The organism is Candidatus Pantoea communis, from assembly GCF_011752685.1.
GTDB lineage: Bacteria > Pseudomonadota > Gammaproteobacteria > Enterobacterales > Enterobacteriaceae > Pantoea > Pantoea communis.
Genome location: NZ_VWXC01000016.1, coordinates 37763 through 54469, shown reverse-complemented (window position 1 = coordinate 54469; position 16707 = coordinate 37763). Strand labels below are relative to the sequence as shown.

Genomic DNA, 16707 nt, shown 5'->3' with positions numbered 1-16707 from the left:
TGGCTCCCGGCCAGCTTAAGGCGAACAGCTAGTTCAACAGGTTTTGTCGCAGGGGAAAAGAGGGGGCGCACTGAATGTGCATCGACCATCTATTGGCATGAATCACGCCGGAGGGGTTTGGATTGGAAAGGACGCTTCCACCGCTTAAGGAAGCGACTCTGTTAGCCGATGAGTTTCAGGTCGTTTTTACGATGTTGCTTCTGGTCGTCATAATAATTTTCGTGTGTACCGAGGCTCAGAAGATAGATTTCCAGTCTCTGATCGACCCAGCTGTAACCCAACAGATATTGCTGCTTGCTCAGGTAAAACTTGTGCACCCAGAGATAGCTCAGGTCGCCCTTTTTGCGTTCACCGATCTCTGGGTTAGCAATAATGCGGTCAATCTCTTGATCAACACCCTCCTGATCCTGTTCCGTCAGGCGGTTAAAAGCCTTCTCAAAACGGCGGGTCTGATAAATCTCAACTTCCTGTCCGGTCTTTTCTGCGCACATATTTTTTGACCTTGCCGTTATCCATTTCTGCTTTAGCCAGTAAGATTTCGTTGATGAAGGAGAACGTCAGATCGGGGTTATCCTCTGCGATGCGACCAATCTTCGCCCAATGCTCAATCTGCTTAGGCACGCTGCGGCTCATGGCTTCTGCATGTGTTTTCACATCTTCAACAAAATCATCGTCTAAGCGGACGCTGGTTGCCATATTTAAACCTCTTATTGTCGTCACCCGATACGTTGTTGTGAGAGTGGTTCCATTGATACGTCATTGCCAGACGTACAACAGAGGTGATTGTGCGACATATTGTCGCATTTGGCAATCAGTGATAGCAGCACGATTTACCGTGCCTCGACAACGAATGTGTATACTCACCTTTTTCGCTGTTCAGGAACCGCCATGGATCGTCTCGATTGTGACCGCATGTTTGTCGCGGTGCTGGAAGTAGGCAGCTTTGCCGGGGCGGCCGAGCGACTGGGCACCAGCAGCGGGCAGGCCTCCAAGCTGGTTTCCCGGCTGGAGCAGGAACTCGGCGTGCAGTTGTTCAAGCGCAGCACGCGTGCACTCTCAGCCACTGAAGTGGGTCGCGCCTATTATGAGCGGGTGAAAACCCTGCTGGATGCTTTCGACACGCTGGATGCCACGGTACGCGAAAATGCCACCACGCCAACGGGCCGCTTAAAAATCAGTGCACCTGGTACCTTTGGTACGGCGGTGCTCGCCAGCGTATTGGTCGCATTTGCGCGTCACTATCCGGTGATTGAACTGGACGTTAACTTCTCCGATCGTGCAGTGAACATTGTCGATGAAGGCTTCGATATGGCGATTCGCATTGGCAAATTAGATGACAGTAGCCTGATTGCACGTCGTTTGGGCGATGTGCCGATTCGCGTAGCGGCTTCGCCGGGCTATCTGCTGCAACAAGGCACGCCGCAGCACTGGCGCGATCTGGCTGCACATCAGTGTATCAGCGACACCAATTTCCGCGATCCCTGGCACTGGCCGTTTGTGACGCCCTGTGGCGACAGCGTTTCCATGCCGATTCGCGGCCGCCTGTGTTTCTCCAATACCGAAGCCTGTTTACAAGCAGCAATCGCCGGATTGGGTATCGCACGTTTACCGGGTTTTATTGCCGCACCAGCGCTACAACGCGGCGAGATCGTCTCGCTACTGGATAACTTCGCCACGCCGCCGATGGGCCTGTTTGCACTCTATCCACCCGCCCGCCATCTGGCGCAGAAAACCCGCTTACTGATTGATTTCCTAGCCGATCATTTCCAGCAACATCCTCCCGGCTGATTCCTTCCAATCTGGAAGCAATGAAAGCCATTTTGCCCGGATTATCACCCAACCAGCAACGCGGTATGCTCACTCCATCACCAGAGAGGAGTCGAGCATATGTTGGTTAACGGTAAGTGGAGCGCAGAGTGGCACCCGGTTCAAGCCACCGATAAACAGGGCGGATTTGTCCGCCAGACGTCCAGTTTTCGCCACTGGATCACCGCAGACGGCTCCAGCGAATTTGCCGCCGAGCCGGACCGCTATCATCTGTATGTGGCACTGATCTGCCCATGGGCTTCACGCACGCTGGTGGCGCGCAGCCTGAAAGGGCTGGAAAACGTCATCAGCGTCTCGGTGGTCGAGCCGCAGCTGGGTGCGCAGGGCTGGCACTTCGGTGACTATCCGGGTGCTGATCGGGACTGGCTCAACAAAGCCGAATACATCCATGAGTTATATACCCGCGCCGATGCTGACTTTACCGGCCGCGCCACGGTGCCGGTACTGTGGGATAAAAAGACACAGACCATAGTGAACAACGAATCTGCTGACATCCTGCGTATGCTGAACAGCGGGTTTGGCGATCTGGCAAACAACAGCCTCGATCTGTATCCAGAAGATCTGCGCGCTGAGATCGACGCGATCAACGCATCGATCTATCCACGTCTCAACAACGGCGTGTATCGTACCGGCTTTGCCACCACGCAGGTGAGCTATCAGCAGGCCTTTAACGATGTGTTCAGCCAACTGGACGAACTGGAACTGCGTCTGAAAGATGGCCGTACTTTCCTGCTGGGCGAGCGCCTGACCGAGGCCGATATTCGGTTGTTCGTGACGCTGGTGCGTTTTGACGTTGCTTATCATGGTCTGTTCAAATGTAACCTGCGCCGCCTGCGCGACTATCCGCTGCTCGATCGCTATCTGAAGAGTATGCTGGCGGTTTCGGGTGTGCGTCAGACAGTGAACATCGACCATATCAAGCAGGGCTACTATTCGATTAAGGCGCTGAACCCGAACGGGATTGTGCCAGTAGGCCCGGATATGGCGGATTACGGACTTTAAGGAGCAGGATGATGGCAAAAGCGTTGGTGATTTTTTTACATGGTGTGGGCAGTAATGGCGACGATCTGGCAGGACTCGGCCAGCATTGGGCCAGCCTGCTGCCGGATGTGGCTTTTGCCTCGCCGAATGCGCCCTATCCGTTTGAACATGCAATGGGCTATCAGTGGTTTAGCCTGACGGGCATTACCCCAGAAAATCGTCCGGCGCGGGTGCGTGAAGCCCGCGCAGCGTTTGATGAGACACTGCAACAGTTGATGGCGCAACACGGCTTGGCGGATGCGTGGGATAAAGTGATTCTGGTAGGCTTTTCTCAGGGCTCGATCATGGCGCTGGATGCACTGGCACAGGGCCGTCATCCGCTGGCGGGCGTGGTGGCGTTTTCCGGACGATTGTCGTTTGACGGTGCATTAACCCCGGCTTCGCACACGCCTGCTTTGCTGATTCACGGTAAAGCGGATGGTGTGATTCCGTATAGCGAGAGTGAGTCAGCAGCACAGCGCCTGCAAGCGGCAGGCGTGACGGTGGAAGCGCGCTTTGAAGCCGCCACCGGTCATACCATTTCTTCACAGGGTGCGATGCAAGCGGCCGCCTTTATCGCCCAGTGCTTGCAGGATTAAGGCCAGTAGCGATTTAACGCTTTCCAGGCTTGTTGCGCAGCCACTTCGGGTGGCTGCGCTTTTAATCCATCGTTAAACACTTCAATGCCGACCGGGCCACGATAGCTGGCGCTTTTCAGCTTATCGACAAAGCGTTCCACTTCGATAATGCCGTCGCCGGGCAACAACCGCTGATGGCGCGCATAATCACTTAGCGCGCCCTTCTCTTGCGGCGGCATCTCCGCCATATCGCACAGTTGCACTTCATAGATACGATCGGCAGGAATGCCATCGAGCTGTGAGGCGTCCCCACCCAAGGCACAGATGTGGAACAGATCGACCACCAGTCCGATATTCGGCTGGTCCAGACGCTGCAATCGTTCCCACGCCAGCGGCAGCGTATTATCAACGCTGCACCACGCCATGGGTTCGTACATGATGCGCATGTTATAGCGCGCGGCTTCCGAGGCCATCCAACGCAGATCTTCATCGATGCGCTCCGCCACGCAATCTTCACGCGTGGTGGCTGGTGCCTGAATGGTGTTGCAACCGATAGACTGCGCAATCTGGATAAACTGCCGCAGCTCTTCACGCTTTTGCAGACGTTCACGATCCGGCGCACCGGTAAAATCACGCAGCACCTGCAAATTGGTAAAGCCAAGATTTAACTGTTGAGCCAGCTGCGCTGTGGCAGCCTCAACATCATCCCGCCAGATTTCGACCTGATCGAAACCGGCGGCACGGGCCGCGCGCAGTTTCTGTTCAGGTTCACCGTTTAACAACACCAGGTTAAGGAATTTGGGGTTACTTCGCATCAACGGGCTCCCTAATCGTCCGGATAAATCGGTGACAGGTTCTGCTTGTCACGCAAACAGAACACCGACCAGTATCTACCTCTTAGGAGTTATTTCAAGCCCGTGATGCGCAGGGCTTTTATCCCAGCAGATTCACCACTGCAAAGCCGGCGAAGGTCATCAGCAGTGAACCAATCACATGCACCATCACGCTCGACATCGCCCAGAGGTATTTACCGGTTTGCAGCAAGCCGACAATTTCCGCTGAAAAGGTAGAGAAGGTGGTTAAACCGCCGCATAAGCCAGTGACAATCAGCAGTTTCCAGAAAGGGTCAATATGCGGATTGCGGACAAAAAACGCCAACGCTGCACCGATGATAAAACCACCGACCAGATTCACCATTAAAGTGCCCGGTGGCAGATTGGGAAATAGCGCGTTGAACCGCAGAGAAATAAGCCAGCGCAGTGAACAGCCCACGGCACCACCGAGCATCACAGCCAGTAACGACTTCAACATACTTTTGGAGCTCCTGAAATGAGTTACGCGCAGGGCCGCGGCAGGACAGAAAACACCTGACACACCGCCGTCTCCCGCGCAGGGATACGAGTGTTGTCAGGCGTCATCAGCCGTCTGTTTCCAGAACGGCGGTTGGGGAAGGTGGCACGCCATCACCTTAGCGGCATGATAATACGCTGGCGTAGCGGGGGTGACAATATCGGTCAACGATTGGCTTACCTTTGCACACGATTATGTTTTAACGTGGAGAACAACATAAGAGAGGAGATCCCGATGCGTACCCTGATTTTTGATACTGATATTGGCGTGGATGATGCCTTTGCGCTGACGTATGCGGCGCGGACGCAGCGGTTGCTGGGGATTACCACGGTGTTTGGCAATGTGGCGGTCGGGCAGGCGGTGAAAAATGCCCGGCTGTTCTGCGAGAAGATGGGGATTGAGGTACCGGTATATCGCGGTTGCTCCCGTCCGTTAGCATTAGCCCCTTCTGCGCCCGCTACGCTGCACGGCCTGGATGGATTAGGGGATGCGTTCGAGAACTCACACAGCGAAGCAGCCCCCAGCGCAGTGCAGTTCATTATTGATAGCGTGCGCGCACAGCCGCATACCATCACGATTGTAGCGATTGGCCCGCTGACCAATATCGCCAGCGCCATCAACCAGGCGCCGGATATCATTCCATTGGTGAAAGAGCTGGTAATAATGGGCGGCGCATTTGGCACCGACGGCCATTCCGGCAACGTCTCGCCGTTTGCCGAATTCAATATCTGGAAAGATCCGCATGCCGCCGATCAAGTGCTGGCCTCGGCGCTGCCGGTGGTGGTATTACCGCTGGATGTGACGCACAAGGTGCTGATTACGGGCGATGAAGTGCGGCAGTTAAATCAGCCTGTACTCAGCGCGATATGCCGTCCGTATCTGGCGTACAGTCTGCAAAAGGAAGGGTTTGATGGCATGGCGCTGCATGACACGCTCACGCTCTCCTGGCTCGCGTTACCACAGGCGTTTGAAGTCACCGAAGCGCCTGTACGCGTGATAACGGAAGGCATCAGCCGTGGTCAGACAGTGAGACGTCTCAGCGCCCTCGCCTCACGTGAAGACCCGTTTGCCGGATTACGCACACAGCGCTTGTGCCTCGGCGTGGATGCCGAAGCGGTCAGGGAACACTTTTTTGCCGCACTGCGGGCATGAGATCGGTGGTCGCTATCAAGGGCGTAATGCTTGCCAGTTAAGCGCCGGGTGATAACGCAGTCTTTTAAAAGGACACTATGGTTGAGGCCAGAGCGCGCCTCTTCCCCTGAACAGCCCCAGCACGCTCTTCAGCTTCAGTGCATACTGTTAAAAACGGCACGATGGCTGAGGCCAGAGCGCCTCTGCTGCTGCAAGGGCTATCCGCAGCGCTGAGGCTTTTACGTTGGGCCAGGAGCCAGGCGCAGGGATGCGACTGGCAGTTCGGGTTGGCCAGGACGGCCTTACCCGAACGGTCCATAGGCACGACGTGGAAGCCGAAGGCACCGCGTCAGCGGCACGAGGACGGTCCGGCAGCAGCAGAGGTGCTCAGGCCCGCATGCGCGCGCAGTGATACGCGAGTACGGCCCGGCAGCAGCAGAGGCGCTCAGGCCCGCATTCGCGCGCAGTGATACGCACCGACTACCTCGAAAAATGAATCACACCTTTAATCAGCTCACGATTGTTGATCACCTCTGACTCAAAGGTCTCCGCCAAAGTAGAAAAGTCATAATGACGATTCAGCATGATATCGGCACGAAGCTGACCCGAAGCCATCAACTCGCCGACTTTTGCGAAATCTTCGTGTGTGGCATTGCGACTGCCCATCAAGGTGGTTTCGCGTTTATGGAACTCGATATCCGGGATCACCAAATCCCCTTTGTGCAGGCCGACAAACACGATGGTGCCGCCATGACGAATCAGCTTCACCGCACCGTTCATCGCCGCCGGGTTGCCGGTCGCGTCAATCACCTTCGCCGCCAGACGTCCACCAAACTCTGCACGTAGCGTGGTGTCGAAATCTTCTGCCATCGGGTTGAGAGTCGCGAGCCCCAGCTTTTCTGCGACATGCGCACGTCGCGGTTCACTGGTATCGGCCACCACCACCTGCGCGCCTGCGGCCGCCGCAATCGCGGCTACACCTAAACCAATCGGTCCGGCACCGACCACCAGCACCTGCTCATCCGCTGCCACCGCCGCACGACGTACCGCATGCGCACTGATCGCAAAAGGCTCGATCAGTGCCGCCGCTTCCGGCGCCACATCATCAACAGCTAACAGGTTGCTGGCGGGTACGCTGAGGAACTCGCAGAAGCCACCATCCTGATGTACGCCAATTACCGAAATATTCTCGCAGCAGTTAGTTTTACCACTCAGACAGGCATCGCACTGCTGGCAGGAAACATAGGGAATCAGCGCCACGCGCTGCCCTACTTTGAAATCCGTTACCCGACAGCCCAGCTCCACCACTTCGCCACACAGCTCATGGCCCAGAACGCGTGGATAGCTAAAGAACGGCTGATTGCCCGCCCAGGCATGAATATCGGTGCCGCAAATCCCGGCGGCAATCGGTTTAATCACAACCTCCTGTTCGGCCGGAGTCGGTTTCTCACGCTGCTGCCACACCATATTGCGCGGCTCGGCAACCACCAGGGTTTTCATTGTTGTCATGGGCTTCTCCTGTGCTGATGTCGCAGTTTTGGCGAAAATCAGCCACCCGCGCCGTTTGCACATGCTGAAGTGTGAGGCAGCGCCCTTTTTTTGGGCTTTGTGTGGTTTTTAATAAATAAAAAACCGGAGAAGCGCATGAGCCGAAGCCTGAATTTACGCCAGAACGTGATCAATCAAATGCTGGAAGGCATCGCTAAACGCCACATCCGCTCTCCGCTGCCACCGCAAGCCGCGCTGGCGGAAATGTTCAATATCAGCCGCACCACCGTGCGCCATACCCTGCAGCATCTGCATGAGCGCGGCGTACTGGATAAAGTTGAAGAAACTTACGTTATCGTGCGCGATCCCAGCGAAGAGGATGGTTTTAGCGCGTTAACGCCGCCGATCGATCAACAAGCGCGTCTGTTTGAACAGGCGTTTTTTAATCTGATTAACCAGCGACAGCTGATGCCCGGCGACAGTTTTAGTGAGTTGCAGCTGGCACAACAGGTCAAGGCCAGTCCGGTTGTGGTGCGCGAGTTCCTGCTGCGGTTTATGCGTTACGACCTGCTGGAACCGGTAAAGCGGGGTCACTGGCGCATGAAAAAGTTTGATCAGCCCTACGCTGAAAATCTGTTCGAACTGCGTGAAATGCTGGAAACACATGCACTTACCCGCTTTCTCAACCTCCCCTCCAGTGATGAGCGCTGGATTCAGGCGCGCGACCTGCTGGATCGCCACCGTGCCATGCGCGACACCATCGCCAGTAACTATCGCCACTTTGCCGCGCTGGATAAAGAGATGCATACGCTGATTCTGTCAGCGGCTAATAATCCGTTCTTCAATCAGTCACTGGAGATCATCTCCATGATTTTTCATTCGCATTATCAATGGGATGAAACAGATTTAAAACAGCGTAACATCGTGGCACTGGAGGAACATATGGCGATTCTGACTGCGCTAATCAGCCGCCGGGACGTCGAAGCTTTGTGCGCGTTGCATAACCATCTTGGCACGGCGATGTCATCGATGATCCGCTGCATTCGCCAGTACAATTAAAAACCGATTAAAAACCACAATTCTTAAGCGCCCGCACGAATCTGAAACATCCTCGCAACATCCCAACCGGTTTACTTCTAGTCTCCAAAGCAATCTGTTGTGGCAGCACCGTTTCGCTGCCGCAGGACCCCAACCCTCGATAACGATAAGACCCCATACCTGGGAGGTTGCAATGGAAAATACATCTGCACGTGGCCGTGACGCCGCGCCAACATCCGCCGTCGATGGACAAGACTTTGTCCCGGCACGCGGCGATGTGGTGCGCTCACCGCGCATTAAGAAGATTCAGGTTACCGCCATGTTGCTGCTGCTGTTTGCGGCCATTATCAACTATCTCGATCGCAGTTCACTGTCGGTGGCCAACATGACCATTCGCGGCGAGCTGGGCTTATCGGCCACCGAGATCGGCGTGTTGCTGTCTGCGTTCTCGCTGGCTTACGGCTTAGCGCAGCTGCCATGTGGTGCACTGCTGGATCGCAAAGGACCGCGCATCATGCTGGCGCTTGGCATGTTTGTCTGGTCACTGTTCCAGGCCGCTGCCGGTCTGGTGCATAACTTCACGCAGTTTGTGCTGGTGCGTATCGGGTTGGGGATTGGTGAAGCGCCGATGAACCCGTGCGGCGTTAAAGTAATTAACGACTGGTTCAACATCAAAGATCGCGGCATGCCGATGGGGATGTTTAACGCCGCGTCGATGATTGGCCTGTCGATTGCGCCACCGATTCTGGCAGCGATGATGCTGGTAATGGGCTGGCGCGGCATGTTCGTCACCATCGGCGTGCTGGGTATGTTCCTCGCCATTGGCTGGTATGTGATGTACCGCAACCGCGACAACAGCCAGCTGAGCGGTGAAGAGATTCACTATCTGCAAGCGGGCAGCGTGGCATCACGCAAAGAGCCGCTGAGCTTTGCCGAGTGGCGCGGTTTGTTCAAGCAGCGCACCATGTGGGGCATGATGATTGGCTTCAGCGGCATCAACTACACCGCGTGGCTCTACATTGCCTGGCTGCCGGGTTATCTGCAATCGACCTATCATCTGGATCTGAAAAGCACCGGGTTGCTGGCGGCGATTCCATTCCTGTTTGGCGCAGCGGGCATGTTGCTGAACGGCTATGTGGTAGATGCCTTGGTGCGTCGTGGAATGGATGCAGTGAAAGTGCGTAAGGTATCGATTGTCAGCGGCATGCTGCTGTCTGCAGCCTTCACCACTTTCGTCACCCGTGCAACAGACACCACCAGTGCAGTGACGCTGATTGGCATGGCGCTGTTCTGCATTCACTTTGCCGGGACATCTTGCTGGGGCTTGATTCACGCTAACGTTACCGCACGTATGACGGCATCGGTGGGCAGCATCCAGAACTTCGCCAGCTTTGTGTTTGCCTCGTTTGCGCCGGTGATCACCGGTTGGGTGCTGGATACCACCAAGTCGTTTAGCCTGGCGCTGATGATTTGTGCAGGCGTCACCGTGGTGGGTGCGCTGGCTTATCTACTGCTGGTGCGTAAACCGATTACGGATGGAGTGTAAGTCGTCAATAGCGCGATAAATCGCATCGCTACGGCAGGGTGCATATCTTTGTAGCGCGATGAATCGCGCCGCTACGGCAGAGCTCATGTTTTTTGTAGCGGCGCAATTTATTGCGCAATCAGTTCGCAGCCGGTTCGTAGCCAGCTCGCCGTCATTTACAGGGTAAAAAACCGCGTTTCACACTGCCGCGCGATTTCCCACAGCTTATTGCGAATCACCTGTTTCAACTGCAAGGTGGATTGCGATAGTGGCTGATCGCGGCGGCTGATCAGCATCACTTCAAACGGCAGCGGTTGTGCCACCGGCAGCAGTTTTAGCTGGTCGGCATAGCGGCAGGCGGTAAACAGATCCACCACGCCCACACCGCCGCCTGCCAGCACCATATCAGCAATCACCGAATAGGTTTTGATCGACAACGACACCGCCGGGTCCAGCCCTTTGTCACGCAACGCACGGTGCAGCACGCGCCCAAGTGGGTCTTGGTTCTGCATCATCAACAGGTTGTTGGCACACAACCACTCCAGCGTGGCGGGTTCGTTATGAGTGTGATGCTGCGGCAGTAGCGCCACCATCGACGATTGAAACAGCGGTTCCGCCAGCAGATCGGCATCGACCTGCTGACCAAACACCAGCGCGAAATCGAGCTGGTTATCCATGATCATCTGACACAGCGTGCTGAAGTGTTCGGTCACTAACTCCACACTCACCGACGCAGCCTGCTGTCGCCAGTTGACCAGTGCGGGCGCTAATACCATCTGACCAAAAGCGTGTGCAGCTCCCACACGCACCGTTTGCCCCTCGCCGCGCCGCAACTGCTCGGTAAGTTGGGTGATGGAGTGTAAACGCCGGTAGAGATCTTCCACTTCGGGCAGTAAACGCCGACCTTCGGCCGTGACCACCATCCCCTGCGCACGCCGTTCAAACAGGGCAAATCCCAACTGCTGCTCGGCGTGCGTTAAGACGCGGCTGACATTTGGCTGCGACACATTGAGCAATCGCGCCGCCGCACTGATGCTGCCGGTCTGCACTATCGCCTGAAAAACCTCAATGTGTCGCAATCGCATAATTACTCGCCCCAGGTCGCTTCAAGCACGCGCAGCCAATTGCCGTGGCAAATTTTTTCCAACAGTTCGCGCGAATAACCACGTGCCGCCAGCGCGTTCACCACCAGTGGGAAACCGGCCACATCTTTCATGTCGCCTGGCATGGTGGCACCATCCAGATCCGAGCCAAAGCCCACGCCATCTTCCCCTACTTTTTCCAGCAGGTATTCCACGTGCTGCACGATGGCATCCACAGTGGTAGACGCATGACGATCGCCATCTTCACGCAGGAACGGCACGGCGAAATTCACGCCGACAAAGCCGTGGGTTTCCTTGATGGCCGCCAGTTGGCGATCGGTGAGATTGCGCGACTGGGCGCTAATCACATGAGCATTGGAGTGGCTGGCCACCAGCGGTGCATCGCTGATCTCGGCCGTATGCCAGAAGCCCTTCTCATCCATGTGCGACAGGTCAACCATGATGCGGCGCTGATTACAGTCACGCACCAGCTGTTTACCCGCTGCGGTTAAGCCGTTGCCGACATCCGGCGATGACGGATACAGGAACGGTACACCCTCACCAAATTGATTCGGGCGGCTCCACAGTGGCCCCAGCGTACGAAGACCGCTGGCATACAGGATATCCAGTAGCTCGCCGTTGGTATCCAGCGCTTCCGCCCCTTCCACGTGCATCACCACCGCCAGCATGCCCCTGGCCATGCAGTCGCGAATATCGCGCACGCTGCGGCAAATTTTCACTTGGCCCTCTGAGGCCTGTTCGATGCGCAGCAGCAACGCCAGCATCGAAAAAGTGGCATCACGCGCAGCGCCAATAATTTCCTGAGGAAAATCTGAGAGGTCTGGCGCACTTCTTGCAATCAGAGGGTGAGACGGCACCCAGGTGGCAAATATCCCACCTACCATATTTCCTTGACGGATACGCGGCAGGTCCATCTGACCGCGTCCAGTGCCCTGCAGGAAGGCCTGCACCGCGTTGGGTTGATGGTGTTGCCAGAGTTTATTGAGCACATCGTTATGACCGTCAAAGACCGGAATGTTGATGATTTCAGACATGTTGTGTCGGTTCCATATTCGGGAGAAAGCGCAAGTTCTGCCTGCTGGCGGGGCAAATTGCACCAAAAAGAGGCAAGGCTTCACGCATGAAACAAATGACTTAATCCCATTATTAATCCTCTCGCACAGCGGGAAAGTCAAGACAAAAAACAGCAAAATAACTAAATTTAATTTTAATAATCAATAACTTGGAGTTGTCATGGTAACCAGAAGACGTTTTCTCGCAGGATGCGCCGCCGTCCCTGCTTTTTCCTATCTGAGTCTCAACACCGCCTTCGCTGATACGCCACCGAGTATGTTCGTGATGGCGATGCAGCTGGACAACATTACCAGCCTTGACCCCCATGAAAGCTTTGAAGCCACCGGCGGCCAGATTTGCGGCAACATGTATCAGCGCCTGGTCACGCCGGACCCGCAGAAAGCCGATAAAGTGATTGGCCAGCTGGCGAAGAGCTGGGATGTGAGCAGCGATAACAGCACCTACACCTTCCATCTCGATCCGGCAGCCAAATTCGCCGATGGCACAGCGCTCACCGCAGAAGATGTCGCCTATTCGATTGAACGTATCGTCAAGCTGGATAAAAGCCCGGCCTTTATCATCAACCAGTTCGGCTTCACTAAAGACAATGTGACGCAGATGGTCACGGCGAAAGATGCGCATACCGTGGAGATGAAACTCGGTGCACCAGCGGCTGAAACCTTCCTGCTGTATTGCCTCTCCGCCACCGTTGGCAGCATCGTGTCGAAGAAGGCCTGTGAAGCCAACCAACAGAACAACGACTTCGGTAATGCGTGGCTGAAACAGCACAGCGCCGGTTCGGGTGCCTTCACCCTGCGTACCTGGAAAGCCAGTGAAACGGTGATCCTGGAACTGAGCCCGCTGTATGCCGACAAGAGCAAAATTAAGCGCGTGATCCTGAAGCACATCACCGACCCGGCCGCTCAGGCGCTGATGGTGAAGAAAGGCGACGTGGATGCGGCCTACGATCTCACTACCGAGCAGTTGTTGCAGGTGAAGAACGACAGCAACGTGTCGCTGATGAATCAGTCGCTGTCAGCCATCATGCTGATGTCGTGCAACACCAACAATGAATACCTGAAAAAGCCGCAGGTGTGGCAAGCTCTGAAGTGGGCGCTGGATTACGACAGCATCCAGAAAAACATCCTGTCGATGAGCTTTATTACCCATCAAAGCTTCCTGCCGAGCGGCTTCCCGGCAGCGCTTGACGACACGCCGTTCCACAAAGATGTGGCGAAAGCTAAGTCGCTGCTGGCGGAAGCGGGTTATCCCGATGGATTTGAGATCACCCTCGATCACTACTCAATGCAGCCGTATCCCGATATCGCTCAGGCGATCCAGACCCAGTTGGGCGCGATTGGCATCAAAGTGTCATTGATTGCCGCCGAAAACCGCCAGGTGTTGACCAAGATGCGTGCGCGTCAGCATCAGTTGGCACTGACCGTGTGGGGCGCGGACTATTTCGATCCGAACTCCAACACCGAAGCCTTCTGCGTGAATACCGACAACAGCGAAAATGCCCGCAGCCGCACGCTGGCATGGCGCTGCAGCTGGTCAGATGAAGAGTTCAACAAACTGACTGAACAGGCACTGCACGAGCCGGATCCGGCGAAACGTATTGCACTCTATCAGCAGATTCAGCAGCTGGGCCGCGAGAAAAGTCCGTTCATCTACATGATGCAGAAAACCAAGAATGTCGCCTGCGGCAAAAACATCTCAGATGTGCACATGACGGTACTGGAGCAGTGGCCATACGATCAGGTGAAAAAAGCCTGATGCCTTTACTGAAGAAAATCGTCAGCACCCTGGGTAGCCTGGTGCTGACGCTGTTTGGTCTTTCTGTACTGACCTTCTTTATCGGCCGGGTGATGCCTACCGATCCGGTGCTGGCGGCGGTGGGCGATAACGCACCGCAGTCCGTGGTGGATCGCGTGCGCCTGGAAATGGGGCTGGATCAGCCCCTCTACATTCAGTTCGGCCACTATCTCAACCAATTACTCCATGGCGATTTGGGTAAATCGATTCTCACCTCAAATCCGGTGACCACCGATATTGCGCGCTTCTTCCCGGCGACCATGGAACTGGCGACTGCCGCGATTATTATCGCCGCGCTGGTCGGTATTCCGCTGGGTGTCTGGGCCGCCGTGCGCCAAAGCACTTGGGTCGATCAGACCATTCGCGTGGTGTGCCTCGCTGGGCACTCACTACCGGTGTTTGTGCTGGCGCTGCTGAGCCTGCTGGTGTTCTACGCCGTGCTCGGCATTGCGCCCGGCCCAGGGCGGCAGGACATCATCTGGCAGGATATGGTGCCGCAGATCACCGGCTTTCTTACCATCGACTCATTGCTCGCCGGTGAAACGGATGCCTTCTGGGATGCGCTGGCACACATGGCGCAGCCGGTCTTGATCCTTGCCTACTTCAGCATGGCCTACATCACACGTATGACGCGCACCTTTATGCTCAATGCCTTGAGCGGTGAATTTGTGATCACTGCGCGTGCGAAAGGGCTGTCATCGCGCCGGGTGATCTGGCGGCATGCCTTTCCGACCGTGGCAGTGCAGCTGGTGACGGTGCTGGCGCTGACCTACGCCGGATTGCTGGAGGGCGCGGTGGTCACCGAAAACGTCTTCTCATGGCCCGGCCTCGGCCAGTATCTCACCACCTCGCTGATGAACGCCGACATGAACCCGGTAGTGGGTGCCACGCTGCTGGTCGGCACCGTATACGTGCTGCTCAATCTGCTGGCTGACCTTCTTTATCGACTTTGGGACCCACGCGTAAAATGATCTTCTTCTCTCGTGACTGGCTGCTGGACGATACGCCAGCCAATCGCCGTCAGGCGGTGTGGGGCCGACGCTATCGTTTGTGGCTCAGCCTGCGCAGCAACCCGCTGGCAATGGCAGGATTAGCGGTCATCGCCGTCATGCTGTTGCTGGCGCTGTTTGCCCCGTGGCTGACGCCGTTTGACCCTGGCACACAGCATCTGGAAAACCGTCTGGCGGCTCCTTCTGTCGCACACTGGCTCGGCACTGATGAACTCGGCCGCGATGTCTGGACGCGCATTATCTATGGCGGACGCACCACGCTTGGCATGGTGATCGCCGTGGTACTGCTCACCGCCCCGCTCGGCCTGCTGATTGGCTGTATCGCGGGCTATGCCGGTGGGATTGTGGATAAGACGCTGATGCGTATCACCGACATCTTCCTCGCCTTCCCGCGTTTGATTCTGGCGCTGGCGTTTGTGGCCGCGCTGAAACCCGGCGTGGAGAGCGCGATTCTGGCGATTGCCTTAACCGCCTGGCCGCCGTACGCGCGTCTGGCGCGTGCCGAAACCATGCAGTTCCGCCACAGCGATTTTATCGCCGCCAGCCGACTTACTGGCGCATCGCCATTACGTATTATCCTGCGCCACATCATGCCACTGTGCGTGCCGAGCCTGATTGTGCGCGTCACGCTGGATATGAGTTCCATCATCATCACCGCCGCCAGCCTTGGCTTCCTGGGGATGGGCGCGCAGCCGCCCTCGCCCGAATGGGGCACCATGATTGCCACCGCGCGCCGCTTCCTGTTCAGCGAATGGTGGGTGCCGCTGATGCCGTGTATCGCCATTTTCCTGACCTCACTGGCGTTTAACTTTCTCGGCGACGGTCTGCGCGACGTGCTGGATCCTAAGGAGCGCTAAATGCTGGTGGAAATTGAAAACCTGCGTATTGCCTTTCGCAGTCGCACAGAAACCTTTGAAGCGGTGCGCGGCGTCAGTTTTAGCGTTGGCCGCGAGAAGTTCGCCATTGTTGGCGAAAGCGGATCGGGCAAGTCGCTGACCGCACGCTGTTTGATGCAATTACTGCCGGGCAATGCGGAGGTGACCGCCGACGTATTGCGTTTTGACGGTATCGATCTGCGCGGCGCCAGTGAAAAAGTGCTGCGTCAGATTCGCGGCAAACGCGTGGGCTTCATCCTGCAGGACCCAAAATATTCACTCAATCCAGTGATGACCATTGGCCAGCAGATCGCCGAAGCCTGGCGCGAGCACAAAGGCGGCAGCCGTAAAGCGGCAATGCTGGCGGCGATTGATCTGCTGGAGCAGGTGAAAATTCGTGATGCTGCCGCCGTGGCTAAACGCTATCCGCATGAAGTTTCCGGCGGGATGGGCCAGCGCGTGATGATTGCCATGATGCTGGCACCGGATCCGGAACTGCTGATCGCCGATGAGCCCACCAGCGCGCTGGATGCCACGGTACAGGCAGAGATCCTCAAGCTGATTGACGATCTGGTTTCCGCGCGCGGGATGGGGTTGATCCTGATCAGCCACGATCTGCCTTTGGTGTCGCACTTTTGCGATCGCGTGGCGGTGATGTACGCCGGGCGCATTGTCGAATTGCTGGACGCCGGGCAGTTACAGCAGGCTCAGCATCCGTATACGCGCGGCTTACTGGCCTGTTTGCCTTCGTTAAAACATCCGCGCGAGCGTTTACCGGTATTACAGCGCGATGCGGCGTGGCGGGAATAGCGCAATGCCCCTCAACGCGGTTGTCCAACTCTACGCCCGCTGGATGCGTACCGTTCAACGAACGCACAGAATTTACAGGCAGCT

General features: G+C 56.3%; 17 protein-coding genes and 1 riboswitch. Of the genes, 10 read left to right on the top strand and 7 right to left on the bottom strand.

All coding sequences use genetic code 11. The features are described 5' to 3' along the window. Positions 1-161: 161 nt before the first annotated feature. Positions 162-491 carry a type II toxin-antitoxin system RelE/ParE family toxin gene (locus tag F3J37_RS19630; RefSeq protein WP_058960669.1) on the bottom strand — a complete coding sequence of 110 codons (330 nt, stop codon included), beginning with the start codon at positions 489-491 and terminating at the stop codon, positions 162-164. Beyond that, positions 460-696, bottom strand: a complete 237-nt coding sequence (locus F3J37_RS19625; protein WP_034819879.1) for a ParD-like family protein — start codon at positions 694-696, stop codon at positions 460-462. The genes F3J37_RS19630 and F3J37_RS19625 overlap by 32 nt, the downstream gene beginning before the upstream one ends. Before the next feature lie 192 nt (positions 697-888). Here F3J37_RS19625 and F3J37_RS19620 point away from each other — a divergent pair, with 192 nt between their 5' ends. The 3 genes from F3J37_RS19620 to F3J37_RS19610 all read left to right on the top strand — a co-directional run bounded on the left by F3J37_RS19620 (position 889) and on the right by F3J37_RS19610 (position 3446). Beyond that, positions 889-1788, top strand: a complete 900-nt coding sequence (locus tag F3J37_RS19620; RefSeq protein ID WP_166935173.1) for a LysR family transcriptional regulator — start codon at positions 889-891, stop codon at positions 1786-1788. 99 nt (positions 1789-1887) lie between these two features. Next, a complete protein-coding gene (locus tag F3J37_RS19615) occupies positions 1888-2829 on the top strand; it encodes a glutathione S-transferase family protein (protein WP_166935171.1) in 942 nt (313 codons plus the stop codon). A gap of 11 nt (positions 2830-2840) precedes the next feature. Beyond that, positions 2841-3446: an alpha/beta hydrolase gene (locus F3J37_RS19610; RefSeq protein WP_166935169.1), complete on the top strand. Its 606-nt coding sequence runs from the start codon at positions 2841-2843 to the stop codon at positions 3444-3446. On the opposite strand, the gene F3J37_RS19605 is transcribed toward F3J37_RS19610, so the two are convergent. Both F3J37_RS19605 and crcB read right to left on the bottom strand, forming a co-directional pair. Further along, positions 3443-4240, bottom strand: coding sequence for a sugar phosphate isomerase/epimerase family protein (locus tag F3J37_RS19605; protein WP_166935167.1), 798 nt, complete (start codon positions 4238-4240; stop codon positions 3443-3445). The two genes, F3J37_RS19610 and F3J37_RS19605, sit on opposite strands and share 4 nt — an antisense overlap. Before the next feature lie 118 nt (positions 4241-4358). Continuing rightward, positions 4359-4736, bottom strand: a complete 378-nt coding sequence (gene crcB, locus F3J37_RS19600; RefSeq protein ID WP_034819910.1) for a fluoride efflux transporter CrcB — start codon at positions 4734-4736, stop codon at positions 4359-4361. A gap of 90 nt (positions 4737-4826) precedes the next feature. Further along, positions 4827-4902, bottom strand: a riboswitch (Fluoride riboswitch). 107 nt (positions 4903-5009) lie between these two features. Here crcB and F3J37_RS19595 point away from each other — a divergent pair. Next, positions 5010-5927, top strand: a complete 918-nt coding sequence (locus F3J37_RS19595) for a nucleoside hydrolase (RefSeq protein ID WP_166935165.1) — start codon at positions 5010-5012, stop codon at positions 5925-5927. A 459-nt stretch (positions 5928-6386) separates the two neighbouring features. On the opposite strand, the gene F3J37_RS19590 is transcribed toward F3J37_RS19595, so the two are convergent. Next, positions 6387-7415, bottom strand: a complete 1029-nt coding sequence (locus F3J37_RS19590; RefSeq protein WP_166935163.1) for a zinc-binding alcohol dehydrogenase family protein — start codon at positions 7413-7415, stop codon at positions 6387-6389. Between the two features lie 135 nt (positions 7416-7550). On the opposite strand from F3J37_RS19590, the gene F3J37_RS19585 reads away from it, so the two are divergent. Both F3J37_RS19585 and F3J37_RS19580 read left to right on the top strand, forming a co-directional pair. Next, on the top strand, positions 7551-8453 hold the full coding sequence (locus F3J37_RS19585) for a GntR family transcriptional regulator (protein ID WP_166935161.1): 903 nt from the start codon (positions 7551-7553) through the stop codon (positions 8451-8453). Between the two features lie 172 nt (positions 8454-8625). Next, complete coding sequence (locus F3J37_RS19580) at positions 8626-9978, top strand: MFS transporter (RefSeq protein WP_166935159.1); 1353 nt, start codon at positions 8626-8628, stop codon at positions 9976-9978. 155 nt (positions 9979-10133) lie between these two features. On the opposite strand, the gene F3J37_RS19575 is transcribed toward F3J37_RS19580, so the two are convergent. Both F3J37_RS19575 and F3J37_RS19570 read right to left on the bottom strand, forming a co-directional pair. After that, on the bottom strand, positions 10134-11042 hold the full coding sequence (locus tag F3J37_RS19575) for a LysR family transcriptional regulator (RefSeq protein ID WP_166935157.1): 909 nt from the start codon (positions 11040-11042) through the stop codon (positions 10134-10136). Positions 11043-11044: 2 nt separating this feature from the next. Beyond that, entirely contained in the window at positions 11045-12094 is a 1050-nt protein-coding gene (locus F3J37_RS19570) for a dipeptidase (protein ID WP_166935155.1), read from the bottom strand. A 199-nt stretch (positions 12095-12293) separates the two neighbouring features. Here F3J37_RS19570 and F3J37_RS19565 point away from each other — a divergent pair, with 199 nt between their 5' ends. From F3J37_RS19565 to F3J37_RS19550, 4 genes are read left to right on the top strand one after another with little or no spacing between them, the layout of a single operon-like run. Further along, positions 12294-13889, top strand: a complete 1596-nt coding sequence (locus F3J37_RS19565) for an ABC transporter substrate-binding protein (protein ID WP_166935153.1) — start codon at positions 12294-12296, stop codon at positions 13887-13889. After that, a complete protein-coding gene (locus F3J37_RS19560; protein WP_166935152.1) occupies positions 13889-14899 on the top strand; it encodes an ABC transporter permease in 1011 nt (336 codons plus the stop codon). The genes F3J37_RS19565 and F3J37_RS19560 overlap by 1 nt, the downstream gene beginning before the upstream one ends. Continuing rightward, positions 14896-15795, top strand: a complete 900-nt coding sequence (locus F3J37_RS19555; RefSeq protein ID WP_034819942.1) for an ABC transporter permease — start codon at positions 14896-14898, stop codon at positions 15793-15795. The genes F3J37_RS19560 and F3J37_RS19555 overlap by 4 nt, the downstream gene beginning before the upstream one ends. Next, entirely contained in the window at positions 15796-16623 is an 828-nt protein-coding gene (locus F3J37_RS19550) for an ABC transporter ATP-binding protein (protein WP_034819944.1), read from the top strand. The last annotated feature ends 84 nt before the right edge of the window (positions 16624-16707 follow it).